The sequence below is a fragment of the Marinifilum sp. N1E240 genome (assembly GCF_009295825.1).
Taxonomy (GTDB): Bacteria; Bacteroidota; Bacteroidia; order Bacteroidales; family Marinifilaceae; genus Marinifilum_A; species Marinifilum_A sediminis.
Window position 1 is genome coordinate 21,919 of sequence record NZ_WHKF01000006.1, and the last position, 14,310, is coordinate 36,228.

Genomic DNA, 14,310 nt, shown 5'->3' on the forward strand with positions numbered 1-14,310 from the left:
CCGTAAGGACGTTGCATGCAACGTCCCTACAAAAGGTATTTGTACTTAATCAAAAATAGGTTCCAACTCCTTATTTCGATACAGTTCAAACATCTTAATGATCTGTTCCTTTGTGACTCGCCTTACAGATAATTCGGGTAAGTTGTCTATTGAGAAAAAGCCCACATCGCTTGTCTCAATTCCAATTTTAGCTTCTCCACCAATAATTTCACATTCCATGAACAATTGATACAAATCAAAAGGAAAAGGTTTGGATTGATGCTTGTTGTAATCAATTAAGCCAAGAATTCTAATGGGCTTTACATCGTAACCCGATTCTTCTTTCACTTCATTCATAACAATCTCGCTGGGCGTCATTCCGGTATCGGCATAGCCACCAGGTAAACACCATTTATCATCCATTCTTTCCTTCACCATCAGGATTTTATCCTCACGAAAAACAACTGCCCTCACCCCTACTTTTGGCGTTTGATATCCAATATCTCTATTGAAAACAAAATCGAGTTTTTGGGTATCAATATCGGTGATATTATTTATGATTTCAATACTTAACTGTTGCAATTCAAGGTATCGTTCCTTATCGAATTCATCCTTAGTAAAAGTAAGCCCTGCCTGGGCAATAGAGTTAATCTTCTTGGCTATTGTTAGCCAATGATCGGGTGTAGTATTTGTCATTTTTATTATTTAATTATATCATGTTTACAATGACATTGCATGTAAAGTTCCTACGGCATTCCATTTGCAGACACCGTAGCGCCAATTATCCCGGCGAAATTTTGATATTCTGCAACCAAAACCGGAACATCCACATCAATTTCCGCTTCGAATTTTTCCAATTTCTTACTTGCACCACCTCCAATAATAAAACATTGAGGCGCACAAATCACATTCACATGATGAAGAAATTCGTTGAATCTTTTTCCCCAAACCTGGAAGCTTAACTCTTCTTTCTTACGCACCGAATCGGCAGCATATTTTTCAATAATTTCGCCGTTGGTATAATTGAGTTGTCCCAATTCAAAGTTTGGCAATAGTTGACCATTAAAAAACACACCAGAACCTAAGCCTGTACCAATGGTAACCATCACCACCAATCCTTTCTTATCCTTGCCAACACCATATTTCATTTCTGCTAATCCTGCAGCATCTGCATCATTAACCACCGTAAAATCAAGACCGGTTTTTTGACTGAACAATTCATCTATTTGAACACCAAGCCATGATTTATGCATGTTACCATGAGCCATTGCCTTACCATTTGATATGATGGTAGGAAAACCACATCCTACGGCTCCTTTCCACTTGAAATGCTTGACCAATTGTTGAATAACTTCCGTAACATTTTCTGGAGTGGATGGTTGAGGCGTTGGTATTCGGTGTCTTTCGCTAATCAATTCGCCTGTTTCAATATTAACAATCGCTCCTTTTATTCCTGATCCTCCTATGTCGATTCCTAGTATTTCCATGCTTCAATTTTGTAGTGGGGTTTCTTTAATGCCATTAAAATTATAAAAATTCTATGAGTTAGCTGAAATGAATCAAAATCTTATACGCATGAAATAAATATCTGGAACCAATTTTCCTATCTTACACATAAAAAAAAGCAAATGAAAAGATACATCTCTCTACTAAGAGGCATTAATGTTGGCGGCAAACGAAAAATTCTGATGGCTGACCTCAAGGCACTCTATACCGAAATGGGCTTTAAAAACTGTGTTAGCTACATACAAAGTGGCAATGTAATTTTTGAAACTCAGGAACATTCAAATCAGGAATTGGCAAAGAGCATTCAGGAAGCAATATCAAAAAAGTATGGCTTCGATGTACCTGTAATTGTACGAACCAAAGACGAATGGGAACAATCCATAAAAGCAAATCCTTATGCTGAGAATTGTGATACAGCCAGCTTACACCTGACCTTTTTAAGTGAAGTACCGAATGCAGAACTGATTAAAGTAGCTAAAGACAAAGACTTCTCACCCGACGAATTTCAAATCATAAATCATGATGTTTTTCTGCACATTCCCGGGAAATACCATCAAACCAAAATCAGCAATCAATTTTTCGAAAAAAATTTAAAAGTAAGCGCCACCACACGCAACTGGAAAACAGTAATGAAGCTTTGGGAGCTGGCAGAACAGTAAAATCTCACTACACTTTATTATTAATACTGTACAATAGTTAGATATTTATCGTTAGATTTAAAACCCTAATTTCTTTTTCAAATCTCAAGGATGAATATTTTAAATGCCTTTTTTATTTGCCAGGTAACTAAAACCCCTATTAAAATAGGTGAATTGTGGAAAGCAAATCGAAGTGTGAACAATTTTGATAGCTATATACAAGCCATAGTAACTTTAAACAAAGCAAATATTACCTATAGCAGAGAGCATTTTAACAAATGTTATTTAGAGGGAAGAAACATTCGTAACATCTCATTCGGTTTAGTTGCAGCTAAAAACAATAAAATAGAATTGTCATTGGCTGAGGCTATTCAAAAAGATAAAGAAAAGGTTGATTTGCTAGAAATGTACAGTAAAAACAAATAGATGCGAAAGATCATCACAATACTCTTAGTATTATCAAATTTAGGACTTGGTGCTTTTCTTATTCTGACCTTTGTTAAAGATAGAGACCCCATCTCCCATCCTTTTGATGTGAACTTTAATATGACAAAAAAAAGTTTGCTTAAAAATGGGTACAAAACTATTCCAGAAGATGTCCCCTTACTAGGTAAAAGAATTGGTGATACCTTTATTTATTATCAGTTCGATGAAGAATATGATATCGAAACTGAGCCGGTTAAAGTTATTTCTGATGGAGATACCGTAATAGAAAATTGGTCGACAGAAAAGGTGTCGAATTATAGATTAACCAATATTAGATGGAGGCATTGTGAAATTAGGATTAATAATCCTGACAGCACACAAATTGAAGAATTCATAAGAAAATACAATGGCTATATTATCTCAGATTGGAACATGGAAAATCCAAGATTTTTTGTACGAAATAAAAATAACAACCTGATTTACGACTGCTCACTTCAGAAAGATCAAGAATTTATAGATGTATTAGCAATATCACTGTTCTTTCCTAAAATACAAGCAGAAAGACAAATACAATAATCTACAACCAAACGAAACCTCTAAAAACATGAACAAACTGCTTTTATACGTAAGCCTATTTTTTATAAACCTAAGCAAAAACCCAAACTTTGTAATTGAAATAAAGAAGGGAACAGCATCTCTTAAATCAGGTAAAGTTTCTAAAAATTTTATCTCAGATTGCCAGGATGTTATTATGTACGAGAATGCTCAATCAGGATTTATTTATGGGGTAAAAGGCCAATACGGAAAACAAGTAATTAAAGCTTCTAGTGATATCTCTCCAGTTCAGCTACAAAAAATTCGAAACTTATGGAGTTTTTATTCCTAACAATCGACTTAATGAGTAAAATATAAATAAGGAAATCCTTCGATATCACCCGACACTTAACAAACTCCTGTAAACCAATTAAACATGAATATCAGCTATAGCATTCAAAAAGTTAATTTCTTTGCAGATCAATTCGAAGACAAAGGAAAAGTGAACGAAGAAGAATTGATTGATGCATTCTATAATTTTCCCTTTGTTGAACAGTTTGAGGAAGCTAAAAATAGAAAATTGACATCCTGTTTTCCTAAAATTATTTTTAAGAGTGATTGTGGACTATCTCTAAGTATTTGGGCAGAGAGTGAAGAAGGTTTTTTCTTAAAATATGAAAACGAATCGCAGGAATCAGAATTTTATATTTCAAACGAATTCAATGCAAGTAATGATGGATTAATTGTTGAGAATATCATTGAACTTTTTAGCAAAGGAAAAATAGAAAACCTTTTAACATTACGTCCAAAGGAAAATGCCGATCAACTTGCCGCTTTAAGCAAGAAGCTGAAAATTAGCAATAATGATCAAGCGAAAACCTATAAATATAAGGAAAAGAAGAAATTCAAACATTTTACCTGGCTAATTATCTGCCTTATCTCTACCCTTATCTTTTCTTTCTTTTTAAAAGGAAGAGATTTTGATATTGCATGGAAAATATATTTGTTCTTTAGTATGTATTGGTTACCATCACTGCTACTTTATTTTAGTTATTGGCTTAAAAATGAGAACACCACCATCCTTATAGATCGTGAGTTAAAAACCATTACTTATGAAAAAGATGGAACAAGAATTAAGCTTAATCGTGCTGACATTTGTGATTGTTCATTGATCGAAACCCGATCATCCAGAAGATTTGTACACTCTTTTCGTTATTTATCAATAGAGCAAAATAATGAAAGGAACTTTGTTATTACAAATATAATTGTTGAACCTGAACTGATTATTGAAGCACTTAATTTGCATTATAGAGTGAAAAGAAAATTTTTACCTTTTTAATTTTGGTATAGATACAATTGCTAACAAAATCATAAATCATTTGAAAAATGAAAGCATCTTTTAAAACTTTACTAATTATTTTATTAATTCTTATTGGCATGAACAAAATACAGGCGCAAACTACAGAGACAAAACTTGATCAAGTTGAATTAATGAAACAGTTTATTGGAAGCTGGAAGGGCGAATTTGGTGACAACTCCGTATTTGTATGTGAGAACAAACAGTTTGCAAACGGGATTATATCTACTAGCCAAATTACTATCAATGGTGAAATTATTGAGTCGGTTGCACAACTTTATGGATATGATAATAAAACAGACAAGTTTATTATTGCAGAACTTAAAAGATCTACCTCTGTCATAGAAATCTGCTCAACCTGGTTTACATCTAAAAATACAGGTGAGATTATTATTACCAACCCGGATAATGCTCCTTTTAGATTTAAATTTGAATTCAAAACTCCGGATATACTTGAGCAAACAGCGATACAGGATGATAAAGTGGTCAATAAAATTATACTTGAGCGAGTAGTAAATTAAAAACATTTCAAAATCAGCATTATCCCCTTTTTGAGAAGAATTTAAAAGTGAGTGCAACTATTCGTAACTGGAACAGTTGTAAAGCTGATGGAGCTGTTAAAAACATGAGTCACTATGAAAAAAACTGTTATATATTTAATTATTATTTTTAGTTGGCTAAGTGCTTATTCTCAATCTGATTTAGATAAATCATTAGATAATGTTAAATCAATTGAGTTACCTATTATTGATTCGATAGGACATATATTGAATTCTCAATCAATAGTTATTGATTCCACAAGCTGGAATAATCTAGAACTTGATACTTTAGAAAAGTTTAATGAGCAATTTAATTATTCAATAAGAGGTTATTGGAAGATTCAAAATTCCAAAATTCTATTAATTAAAAGAGCGTCCACGGAAGAAAACATTCATTGGGTTGTTCTTTTTTATGAAAATACTTTATCGGATTGGTTGATGACAGCCTATGATAATTCAGAAGGTTTCTTAAGTATTAATTCTCATATAAATTGGGATAGAGTAATAATACATTCATGGAATGAATTTGCGGATAGTAAGCGAATTATTAAAGAATATCACATAGAATATACTGAGAAGAATAGCATCAAATTTATTGAAAGGAAAACAGTTTCTGAAGATCTAATTGAAAAATAGATAAATGTTAATACTTAAATCGCAATAAATTAAAATGAAAACATATACTTTAATATTATTTGCATTAGTTATTTACTCTTGCTCATCACCTAATGAAGATAGTCGAATTCGAATATTAAATTATTCCGTTGGAGACTCATTGGTAAATAACTACGACACGATTAAAGAAATGGATAAACCATCTATTTATGCTCGAGATACTAGGGATCCCAGGATAGAGTTTAGCCTAATCGACAAATACATATCCAAAATACGCTATAAAAACCTTACCAATAAAGAAATCGAAGATTTTACAATTGAAATCACTGAAAAATTAAAGCAAAAACCAAAATATCAAAAAGATATAAAGGCAAGTGGGGTTATTTTTTATGGAGAAGATTATAAATGGATAGATTCAATAAGCAAGGATCACATTTCAATTTTTATACCTATGAAAAATGGTAAAAAGTTAAAAGGAACCTTATCTATATATAATGAAAAAATATATAAAAACTTAATTCGAAAATTTGATCCTGAATATTATGCTGATTCAATAAGAATGCAAGAATTGAATAAAAATAGATCACTAACCAAACCACAATAAAGACTCAATAAGAATTAAACATCCTTATAAATGAACTACGAATTTATAAAAACCCGATTAGCGCCTTGCGGTTTGCACTGCGGAAAATGCTTTGCTTTTAAGGATGGTGACATTGCCAAAAAGAGCCAGGCCCTGCAAAATGACTTGGGAGAATTCTCGGTTTATGCCGAGCGATTTGTAGATTTACTGAACAAACCAGTATTCGAAAAATATCCCGACTTTAAAGAGATGCTGGATTATTTCTCTCTGGCAGAATGCTCGGGTTGCCGAAACGAAAAATGCAAACTGTTCGCAAATTGCAAGCTACGCTCCTGTTCCGAAGAAAAAGGAGTTGACTACTGTTTTGAGTGTACTGATTTTCCTTGTGGCAACACCGGGTTCGATGAACACCTAAACCAACGCTCCGTAAACATCAACAAAAGAATGAAAACCATTGGTGTAGAGGAGTATTACCGGGAGATTAAGGACAAAGCCAGATACTAAAAAAGCCCCAATAAAGGGGCTTACCAAAAATTATGAATTCTTCAATTACCAAAGGTAAATGTGAAAACTAACTTACGAACATTCTAAAATATATCTACTTAATCCAGTGCTTCTAATGTAATTTTTATGCCTTTGGAACGTAAACCAACTTCCTTACCGTTCTTCATAAAATAAGCATAATATTCACGAAGCTCAGCCTGAGTAGCATCTCGTCTCTCTCGAGTATCATCGAAATATGGATGAGCTACTACGCATTGAAAATCGTAAGGACCTCCGTTAATTCTACTGTACAAACGAATGCCTTCGAATGGTGTTTTTTCATAGGTAATGTGAGGCACTCCAGCTACCATTTTTACATGTAAATCCGGCGCTTTGGTATCCGTATCAATAATTTTTACTGTATTATTCATACCCAAGTCTTCCAACATTTCGGGAGTACAATTTGGACTGGCTTCCACCAATTTCTTGAAATCCCGCACTATCTTCTCTGTTGGCTTACGATTGGTTTTATAGTTTATCGTTGCTGCCTTGGAAGCCATTCTTTTGGCTATTTTATCCTCTCTAATATCCGATAAGGTTTTTAGAGCATCAAGTACGGCGGCCACCTGTTCAGGTGAAATACCAAGCGTTTCAGCATACAAATTAATTTTTCCACTAAAATTATTTGATTTTAGTTCAAATCCTTCTTCTGATTTCTCAACAAAGTCTTTTGTAATTGTTATTTGACTCATAATAGCAGTTTTATGGTTTAACATTTTAGTCTTAATTAAATTTAGCAAATCACAAATCATATAAGCAAGACATTTCCAATTATTTTGACGAAAATAAGAGCATAAAAGTCTGTAAGTCTTTATTTATAGGACTTTTATTTTTTAAAAATATTCCATTTTTCACTTCTTAAACTCTCTTTTTTTAGTCATTTTTTCTTCTACACTTTTTAGAAAAAGACTATGTTAATTTAAAATTTTATTTATACGTTTTATTAGTCGATTTTTTAATTGGCAAAACTCTTCAACACCCCTTATCTATCCTACTCTTGGCATAAAAGATCAAAATTACCTTCCAAGTTTCAAAAAATGACGTTCTAATTTTTTGTTTCATATTCGTGTAACACACTTAGCTCTACAAGTCTTATTTATTGGCACATCAAGAACACTATTAACTATTTTAAACTAACACATTCATAATTAAAATGTAAAACATTTTCTCAAATTCTGAGAAGTAGAGCCCACATTCTCAACTTCTGAGAATGTAAATTTGACATCGAAACATGCATTTTTGAGGTGTAAATTTGTATTCTACACTGTTCAGAATGAAATCAAGAGGTTTAAATGACTGTCTCTATTTTGTAGAATTCATTCTCATTGTTTGAGAATGCAGATCCTAAAGTGTAGAAAACTATAGTGACAAGGAAGATTAGAATCTGAAACTTATAAAATGAATGGCAAGCTGTTAAAAAATGTGGAACAATAGTATAGAAGTTTACAATAGAATCTGGTTTTTGCTTTACCTAAAACAAACGCCTCTACCCTTCCAATTTATAAAATCTTCTCCAATTATCCTAAGCATTAAAATTTCATAATAAATACGATACAATACTTATTATTTATCATTAGATTTATACTTTGTATTAGCAAGAGAGGAAATTCTCAGCCAATGGCTAAAAAAACTCTTGCAAAAATAAAAAGTCAGTTAGGTATAATTTTAACCGACAACACAAAGAATAACAATAACTTACAACAAACGTCACATAAGTGGTATAAGTTGCATTGCAACATATACATACGTTGTGCTTCATGCAGGGAAACTTCAGACAATGAGTATCCTTGATTATTTAGAGTGAATTCTAAACAAGAAAAATTTATAAACGAAACCAAAAATAGAATTTAACTATGAGAAAATTTAGGATTGGATTAATAATTTCTGCTGTTGTTGTCATAGTAGTACAACTTGGCGTTGTTGAATACTCCGATTTAAGTTGGTCAGTAAATGCAGGAAGTTATTGGGGAATAATATCGATGATTTTATTAATAATAAGTATGATTTACTCAAACCGATACGAAAAGAAAAATCAGACCAAATAAAATGCTAGAATTTAGTAGTATACAGACTTTTGAAATAACTATCAGATGCTAACTATAAATGAATCCATTTAAAATTATGGATTAACAACAATATCATTGATGGGAGAAGTAAGCCAAGAAATATTAAATGCAATTAGGATATTTAAATCTTCCGCTGAACAAATTAAGAAATTGGATTCTAATTCGAATAAACGTGTTTTTCATGAGCTTCTCAACTATTTCGTGAAATCTGGTGACCGACGCTGGTGGTGGGAAGACTTTAAGCAAGATTCATTTGATTTTGTTGATTATGAAAAGCCATTTGAGCATTTGAACGACATTATACCTGATTTAACCAAGAATGTTTGGCTAATGATCGAAGATGACCAAGAAGATTTTTATCCTATTTATGACTGTAATCCATCAATCATTGGAGATATTATTGGCGAGTGTTTTGGTTTTGAATATTATGTCTTTGACAAAAACAAAGAGTGGGTGATTTGCGAGAATCATCACAATAGATTAATAGGTATTGGACAAATACTGCAAGAGAAAAATATTGATAAAATTAAATAAAGCACGAAAGCACAACACGCGCTCATATAACATAGGCGGGTAGTGGGTTTTCGAAGGTTTTGTGCTTTTAATGAGCAACGGCAAGGTAGCCATTTTAGAATTGTTATAGTTAAATGTAATCCTAAAATGGCTACCTTGCCTTTTTATAAGATTTGAAACATAAATCAACTAAGGCGCCTACGTTACATAGCGCCATCCGTTACCATGCATTATGCCTCGTCCTGGAATATGCATATATAATATTTGATAATTTTTATATAAATGACAGACTCTGAGATAAGACTGTATTCTTTAGATGATAATACACTTGATGGTATTAAAGAATTGTCAGAAGATACATTTGAACAAATTAAAAATGACATTAACATTATAAATAATTATAAATCACATTTTTTAGTTTTTGAATATTTTCAATTAAACTTACTTGAATTTGACAAGTTAAAAAAGAAGTTATATAATGTCCCTGTTACTAATATTGACATTAAAACTATAGAAAGTGCTAAATTTCATCTGGAAATAAATAGAGTAGCATTTAACTTATTGTCGTCTTTTAGATTTTTTTTAGATCATGCTGAAACACATATCAAAAGACAATTTGGCAAAAAATCAAATGAATCGAAAGACTTTAAAACTTTGACAAGTTCTTTCTATGATGAATATTTTAGCTATAGATTTCTATATAAACTCAGGAATTTTTCTCAGCACCTTGGTTTTCCAATAGAAAGAACTCACTATAAAACCATACATAATGAGATCAATCCTGAAAAATCACAAGGTAATTTTAAACTAATTGTAGGAAAAAGTACTTTGTTAAAGGAGTCTGATTTACTTGGAGCTTTAAAAAATGAAATTGAAAGTATGGAGGGTGATATTGATATAATTCCTTTTGTATATCAATTGGGGAAACTGGTAGGTAGACTTGAGAAAAGAATCTATTCTTTTCATAGTTTGCAGCTTGTGGAATCAATATCAAATTTAGAATTATTTGCAGGTAAATATAAAACCTCAACGAATAATATTTTAATCATATTTGATAGCAATTTACAAGAAGGACAGTTTAATACGCTAACAATACCATTTGATGAAATTAAAGAAATAGAAAGTTTTAAAAATTGGAACTGGAATTAAAACGCATGGTAACAAAAGTAACCGTTGCGCATCCACATAAAATTAGATTGATACAATCTAAAAGCCTTAAAAGTTTGTCGATTGGCTAGCTTTTAAGGCTTTGTTTATTTTTTCAGTTGTTGAAAAAATAAAATTATTAAGGAATTAAATCAGATCAGCAGCTTAAAAAGAAAAATAGAATTTGGAAGGTCTATTACAGAAATGTATTTTTAGATAGGCTAAGGAAAATAAAGTAAGATCAAAAGAATCATCAACAAGGGTAAAGACTAATTTGGTGTAAAGTCTAATCTTTAACTTGTGTGAAGGAAGTGCCTTTACGAACATACTATGAAAACATTAAAAATAAACATATTACTACTGTTAATTCCGTTTAGTTTAATTGGACAGAATGTGACAGTAATTCATAAAGATGATAACTCCTCTGCTCCGATTAAAACTAAAATATTAACAATGGACAATCATTTGGCAGTGATTTTTCCTAAAGAATATGAGCCTAAATTCAATGTTGAATATTTAAAAAACAGGTTTACCCCAGACAGTTTGATCATTAAACATGTTGACAAAAAAATAGAAGAGCTATACATAGATGCAACTAAAATGTATTTAAAAGCTGAATGGAAAACTTTGGAACAGAACAAATCCTACTATGATTGGGATAAATTGGTGGAGAATAAGAAAGAAAGAGAAAAAAAACTTATTTCAGCAACATCTAAGAAAAGGAAGAAGCTTGCAAAAATGGATAGACAATATCTAGGTTTAATCAATTCCAAAGGAGAAAGGATTATTTTGGTACAGTTCATAAAATTAAAAAAGAATGATTACAACTTAAGGACTTCTATTAAAGATGAGTGGATTGTGGGATGTGGAGATTGGTTTGAAGAGAATACAGAATCTTATGAATATGTTATTGATAGAGATAAGATGTATTTATTTGGTTGGACAGAAAGATGAATCGTAAACCCCATAACAAAAGTTAAAATTAATGGGAGGTGACGCTCAACTTGATAATGTAACAAAAACAATAAACTTTTAAAATATAGAGAAAAGAGTATTCGGTTAACAGACCACATAGTGTAAACTATGTGACTTGTACAACTGTAAACTATCTCCCTGTACATACATAACCTAATACACCTGATCTTACTTAGGATAACATTCTTGTTTAAAGTGAAAAAGGTACAAATTAATGAAGACTATTATTAATCACATTTTAAACTTTTTCTCATCTTCTGACAAAGAAGATGAACATTTAGTTGAAATCCAACGGAATGATAAATGCTACTGTGACAGCGGTAAAAAATATAAAAACTGTCATTTAATCAAATTGCAAAAGAAAGGAAAAATTGCACTTTATTCCATTGACAAGAATGGGATCAATAAAAGAGTGGAGATACTTTCAAAGAGAAAATATAAGAACCAATCTATTCGCTTCAGAACAAACTTAACTGGTAAAGACATAGGAGGCGGTGGAAATCTTGAATAACACAACGCGCTACAACAAAAGTAACCGTTGCGCATCCACATAAAATTAGATGAATAGAATATAAAAGCCTTAAAAGTTTGTCTTTTGGCAAGCTTTTAAGGCTTTGTTTTTTGCTTTTAGTTAGTGAAAAAGTAAAATTATTGAGGTCTTAAACCAGATCAGCAGCTTAAAAAGAAAAATTGAATTTGGAAGGTCTATAACAGAAATGTATTTTTAGGATAGGCTAAGGAAAATAAATTAAGATCAAAAGAATTATCAACAAGGGTTAACTTGTATAAAGGATGTGCCTTTGCGAACATTAAAAAAAACAACGTAGAAATGATTGTTTTCAAATCAAAAATATATTCAAATAAAGATAAAGTGTTTAATGAAAGGTCTTTAAAACAAAGATTATTGACCCCTTATAAATCTCCAATTTATATATTTCCAATCTGTTTATTCTCAAAATCGTTTTATCATGACTTAAAACAATCAAATGAGGGTTTATTCAGTGGGGAAATAATCGATGGACAATTTGAACTATCGCGCACAAGCAAAATATTTTCAACAAGGACCTGGCTACCTGTGATGGCTAAAGGAAATATTGAAGATAACGAGATGGCAATAAAGTATCTAATACCTAATTACGTTCTATTTTCAATACTCTTTTTAATCCTTATCGATTTAGTTTTTATTACAAAGACAAATGAATTTGACAACATTTTATTCTTTGTTACTGTAATAATCCTGTTTGCATACATTTTGAAAATTATATGGCTACAATACATCTTTAAAAGAATATGGAATTAATGGAAAAGAGGTAATCAACTGGCTATAACAAAAGTAATCGTTGCGCATCTACATGAAATATAATAAAAAGATTCATCAACAAGTGTAGAGGCTAATTTAGTGTAAAGAATGTGCCTTTACGAATATTTTTGCTCCTGATCTAGACATTAAATGAAAAATAGAAGTTACAAAAAAACATATATTCTGTTGTTGGCGATAACAATTAGTCTTGTATCAGCTTGTTCCTCCTGGAGACTTCAGAATAATTTGAAAATGACCGACGAGCAATATTTTTCATATTTAAGGAAAGATACTTCAATTTGTGAAATTCCTGAATTGAAAATCAAACATACATTTTTTGAAATCCTTGACACAATTATTTTGACAAAAGCCAATTTCAATATTGACCCAAATCCTTACATACTCAGCATTGAAATAAGTAATAAAAATGAAAATCTTATTTACAAAATTCAGACTTTATATTCGACTTTGAATCTCCCCTATTATTACCAAGGAGCTTTTAAATATAAGAATGAAATATTTGTTGTTTCGAAAGCATCACAGCTAACCTCAGAATTTTATTCTGAAAGAAATCCTAAACAAGTAAAAATTCCATTTTGTGGAAGAATACATCATCCAAAATTTAATTTTGTTGCAATAATTAAAAATAGAAACGTTGATTTTGAGTGGATTGAAAATGAAATAATAACAATAAAATAAAAACGGCTTTTCAACAAAAGTAACCCATGCACATCCTCATAGAATATGATCAAAAGAATCATCAACAGGGATAAAGACTAATTTAGTGTAAAGTCTAATCTTTAACTTGTGTAAAGGATGTGCCTTAACGAACACCACAATATAAAACATTTATGAAACGATTTTTTCTAATATTAACATGCTTAACTCTACTATGTAGTATTGAATCATTTGGACAAAATCAGAGATATAAATTAATCAATGGAGTCGAACAAAATTTGCTTAATGATTTAAGTACTACATTTCAAGATACAAGCATTTCTTTTGTTGTTGCGCCTCTAATCACACACACGATTACATTTTCAGACATTGACATTCCTAATATTGTAAATAAATATGACTTTAATAAAAAGCAATTTATTAAAAAGTCAATTGACACACTTTCTATTAAAAACAATAAATGTTTCACAGTAATTGACCAAGATTCATTACTTAAATACAATAACTTAGTATTTGATACTGAATTGTGCATTGAAAAGGGAATTGATCCATTGCAGTCTCCCATACTGTACTATGTTGAGAGAGAATATAACAAAGGAGGTATTTGTTATTTTTATAAACCAGTATTTTCAACAAGTAGATCTTATGCAATAGTTGAGTATTGGATTCATTGTGGTTTTTTGTACGGCTGGGGAGAATTAGTTTTAATGAAAAAAATTGACAATAAATGGATCATTATTGAAACGTTAATGTGTAATGAAAGTTAGGTGGTAGCCCATAACAAAAGAAAAATATCTTGGGGTTAAACATAAAGGTAATGAAATTTGGAAGGTCTATTACAGAAATGTATTTTTAGGATAGGCTAAGGAAAATAAATTAAGATCAAAAGAATCATCAACAAGGATAAAGACT

20 protein-coding genes are annotated in these 14,310 nt (G+C 31.1%); 17 read left to right on the forward strand and 3 right to left on the reverse strand.

Features of this window, described 5'->3' with window-relative positions; all coding sequences use genetic code 11:
* Positions 1 to 45: 45 nt before the first annotated feature.
* Together GCQ56_RS14710 and ppgK are read right to left on the reverse strand one after the other, a co-directional pair.
* Positions 46 to 675, reverse strand: a complete 630-nt coding sequence (locus GCQ56_RS14710; RefSeq protein ID WP_152735274.1) for an NUDIX hydrolase — start codon at positions 673 to 675, stop codon at positions 46 to 48.
* 50 nt (positions 676 to 725) lie between these two features.
* Positions 726 to 1,466 (reverse strand): polyphosphate--glucose phosphotransferase, encoded by a 741-nt coding sequence (ppgK, locus tag GCQ56_RS14715; protein WP_152735276.1) that lies wholly within the window; start codon positions 1,464 to 1,466, stop codon positions 726 to 728.
* Between the two features lie 141 nt (positions 1,467 to 1,607).
* Between ppgK and GCQ56_RS14720 the strand changes: the two genes are divergently transcribed.
* From GCQ56_RS14720 to GCQ56_RS14760, 9 genes are all read left to right on the forward strand, one after another.
* The gene (locus tag GCQ56_RS14720; RefSeq protein WP_152735278.1) at positions 1,608 to 2,144 is read left to right on the forward strand and encodes a DUF1697 domain-containing protein; all 537 of its coding nucleotides are present in this window, start codon (positions 1,608 to 1,610) and stop codon (positions 2,142 to 2,144) included.
* Positions 2,145 to 2,234: 90 nt separating this feature from the next.
* On the forward strand, positions 2,235 to 2,549 hold the full coding sequence (locus GCQ56_RS14725) for a hypothetical protein (protein WP_152735280.1): 315 nt from the start codon (positions 2,235 to 2,237) through the stop codon (positions 2,547 to 2,549).
* Positions 2,550 to 3,125, forward strand: a complete 576-nt coding sequence (locus tag GCQ56_RS14730) for a hypothetical protein (RefSeq protein WP_152735282.1) — start codon at positions 2,550 to 2,552, stop codon at positions 3,123 to 3,125.
* Positions 3,126 to 3,153: 28 nt separating this feature from the next.
* Positions 3,154 to 3,435 carry a DUF3634 family protein gene (locus GCQ56_RS14735; protein ID WP_152735284.1) on the forward strand — a complete coding sequence of 94 codons (282 nt, stop codon included), beginning with the start codon at positions 3,154 to 3,156 and terminating at the stop codon, positions 3,433 to 3,435.
* An 84-nt stretch (positions 3,436 to 3,519) separates the two neighbouring features.
* Positions 3,520 to 4,422, forward strand: a complete 903-nt coding sequence (locus tag GCQ56_RS14740; protein WP_152735286.1) for a hypothetical protein — start codon at positions 3,520 to 3,522, stop codon at positions 4,420 to 4,422.
* 47 nt (positions 4,423 to 4,469) lie between these two features.
* Positions 4,470 to 4,961, forward strand: coding sequence for a hypothetical protein (locus GCQ56_RS14745; protein ID WP_152735288.1), 492 nt, complete (start codon positions 4,470 to 4,472; stop codon positions 4,959 to 4,961).
* Between the two features lie 114 nt (positions 4,962 to 5,075).
* Positions 5,076 to 5,615: a hypothetical protein gene (locus GCQ56_RS14750; RefSeq protein WP_152735290.1), complete on the forward strand. Its 540-nt coding sequence runs from the start codon at positions 5,076 to 5,078 to the stop codon at positions 5,613 to 5,615.
* Between the two features lie 34 nt (positions 5,616 to 5,649).
* Entirely contained in the window at positions 5,650 to 6,198 is a 549-nt protein-coding gene (locus GCQ56_RS14755) for a hypothetical protein (RefSeq protein WP_152735292.1), read from the forward strand.
* A gap of 30 nt (positions 6,199 to 6,228) precedes the next feature.
* Positions 6,229 to 6,681 (forward strand): DUF3795 domain-containing protein, encoded by a 453-nt coding sequence (locus GCQ56_RS14760; protein ID WP_152735294.1) that lies wholly within the window; start codon positions 6,229 to 6,231, stop codon positions 6,679 to 6,681.
* A 98-nt stretch (positions 6,682 to 6,779) separates the two neighbouring features.
* Here GCQ56_RS14760 and GCQ56_RS14765 read toward each other — a convergent pair whose 3' ends face one another.
* Entirely contained in the window at positions 6,780 to 7,412 is a 633-nt protein-coding gene (locus GCQ56_RS14765) for a hypothetical protein (protein ID WP_152735296.1), read from the reverse strand.
* Positions 7,413 to 8,573: 1,161 nt separating this feature from the next.
* On the opposite strand from GCQ56_RS14765, the gene GCQ56_RS14770 reads away from it, so the two are divergent.
* The 8 genes from GCQ56_RS14770 (at position 8,574) to GCQ56_RS14805 (ending at position 14,165) form a co-directional block, all read left to right on the forward strand.
* Positions 8,574 to 8,765: a hypothetical protein gene (locus GCQ56_RS14770; protein ID WP_152735298.1), complete on the forward strand. Its 192-nt coding sequence runs from the start codon at positions 8,574 to 8,576 to the stop codon at positions 8,763 to 8,765.
* A gap of 99 nt (positions 8,766 to 8,864) precedes the next feature.
* Positions 8,865 to 9,320, forward strand: coding sequence for a DUF6756 family protein (locus GCQ56_RS14775; RefSeq protein WP_152735300.1), 456 nt, complete (start codon positions 8,865 to 8,867; stop codon positions 9,318 to 9,320).
* A gap of 261 nt (positions 9,321 to 9,581) precedes the next feature.
* Positions 9,582 to 10,448: a hypothetical protein gene (locus tag GCQ56_RS14780; RefSeq protein WP_152735302.1), complete on the forward strand. Its 867-nt coding sequence runs from the start codon at positions 9,582 to 9,584 to the stop codon at positions 10,446 to 10,448.
* Between the two features lie 327 nt (positions 10,449 to 10,775).
* Positions 10,776 to 11,399 carry a hypothetical protein gene (locus GCQ56_RS14785; protein WP_152735303.1) on the forward strand — a complete coding sequence of 208 codons (624 nt, stop codon included), beginning with the start codon at positions 10,776 to 10,778 and terminating at the stop codon, positions 11,397 to 11,399.
* A gap of 235 nt (positions 11,400 to 11,634) precedes the next feature.
* On the forward strand, positions 11,635 to 11,931 hold the full coding sequence (locus tag GCQ56_RS14790) for an SEC-C metal-binding domain-containing protein (RefSeq protein ID WP_152735305.1): 297 nt from the start codon (positions 11,635 to 11,637) through the stop codon (positions 11,929 to 11,931).
* 318 nt (positions 11,932 to 12,249) lie between these two features.
* The gene (locus GCQ56_RS14795) at positions 12,250 to 12,720 is read left to right on the forward strand and encodes a hypothetical protein (RefSeq protein ID WP_152735307.1); all 471 of its coding nucleotides are present in this window, start codon (positions 12,250 to 12,252) and stop codon (positions 12,718 to 12,720) included.
* A gap of 252 nt (positions 12,721 to 12,972) precedes the next feature.
* Positions 12,973 to 13,419, forward strand: coding sequence for a hypothetical protein (locus GCQ56_RS14800; RefSeq protein WP_152735308.1), 447 nt, complete (start codon positions 12,973 to 12,975; stop codon positions 13,417 to 13,419).
* Between the two features lie 152 nt (positions 13,420 to 13,571).
* Positions 13,572 to 14,165: a hypothetical protein gene (locus tag GCQ56_RS14805; RefSeq protein ID WP_152735309.1), complete on the forward strand. Its 594-nt coding sequence runs from the start codon at positions 13,572 to 13,574 to the stop codon at positions 14,163 to 14,165.
* Positions 14,166 to 14,310 lie beyond the last annotated feature (145 nt).

Bases quoted from the DNA above. Each gene is read 5' to 3' on its own strand.
- GCQ56_RS14710 (WP_152735274.1), bottom strand. From the start codon at position 675: ATGACAAATACTACACCCGATCATTGGCTAACAATAGCCAAGAAGATT.
- ppgK (WP_152735276.1), bottom strand. From the start codon at position 1,466: ATGGAAATACTAGGAATCGACATAGGAGGATCAGGAATAAAAGGAGCG.
- GCQ56_RS14720 (WP_152735278.1), top strand. From the start codon at position 1,608: ATGAAAAGATACATCTCTCTACTAAGAGGCATTAATGTTGGCGGCAAA.
- GCQ56_RS14725 (WP_152735280.1), top strand. From the start codon at position 2,235: ATGAATATTTTAAATGCCTTTTTTATTTGCCAGGTAACTAAAACCCCT.
- GCQ56_RS14730 (WP_152735282.1), top strand. From the start codon at position 2,550: ATGCGAAAGATCATCACAATACTCTTAGTATTATCAAATTTAGGACTT.
- GCQ56_RS14735 (WP_152735284.1), top strand. From the start codon at position 3,154: ATGAACAAACTGCTTTTATACGTAAGCCTATTTTTTATAAACCTAAGC.
- GCQ56_RS14740 (WP_152735286.1), top strand. From the start codon at position 3,520: ATGAATATCAGCTATAGCATTCAAAAAGTTAATTTCTTTGCAGATCAA.
- GCQ56_RS14745 (WP_152735288.1), top strand. From the start codon at position 4,470: ATGAAAGCATCTTTTAAAACTTTACTAATTATTTTATTAATTCTTATT.
- GCQ56_RS14750 (WP_152735290.1), top strand. From the start codon at position 5,076: ATGAAAAAAACTGTTATATATTTAATTATTATTTTTAGTTGGCTAAGT.
- GCQ56_RS14755 (WP_152735292.1), top strand. From the start codon at position 5,650: ATGAAAACATATACTTTAATATTATTTGCATTAGTTATTTACTCTTGC.
- GCQ56_RS14760 (WP_152735294.1), top strand. From the start codon at position 6,229: ATGAACTACGAATTTATAAAAACCCGATTAGCGCCTTGCGGTTTGCAC.
- GCQ56_RS14765 (WP_152735296.1), bottom strand. From the start codon at position 7,412: ATGAGTCAAATAACAATTACAAAAGACTTTGTTGAGAAATCAGAAGAA.
- GCQ56_RS14770 (WP_152735298.1), top strand. From the start codon at position 8,574: ATGAGAAAATTTAGGATTGGATTAATAATTTCTGCTGTTGTTGTCATA.
- GCQ56_RS14775 (WP_152735300.1), top strand. From the start codon at position 8,865: ATGGGAGAAGTAAGCCAAGAAATATTAAATGCAATTAGGATATTTAAA.
- GCQ56_RS14780 (WP_152735302.1), top strand. From the start codon at position 9,582: ATGACAGACTCTGAGATAAGACTGTATTCTTTAGATGATAATACACTT.
- GCQ56_RS14785 (WP_152735303.1), top strand. From the start codon at position 10,776: ATGAAAACATTAAAAATAAACATATTACTACTGTTAATTCCGTTTAGT.
- GCQ56_RS14790 (WP_152735305.1), top strand. From the start codon at position 11,635: ATGAAGACTATTATTAATCACATTTTAAACTTTTTCTCATCTTCTGAC.
- GCQ56_RS14795 (WP_152735307.1), top strand. From the start codon at position 12,250: ATGATTGTTTTCAAATCAAAAATATATTCAAATAAAGATAAAGTGTTT.
- GCQ56_RS14800 (WP_152735308.1), top strand. From the start codon at position 12,973: ATGACCGACGAGCAATATTTTTCATATTTAAGGAAAGATACTTCAATT.
- GCQ56_RS14805 (WP_152735309.1), top strand. From the start codon at position 13,572: ATGAAACGATTTTTTCTAATATTAACATGCTTAACTCTACTATGTAGT.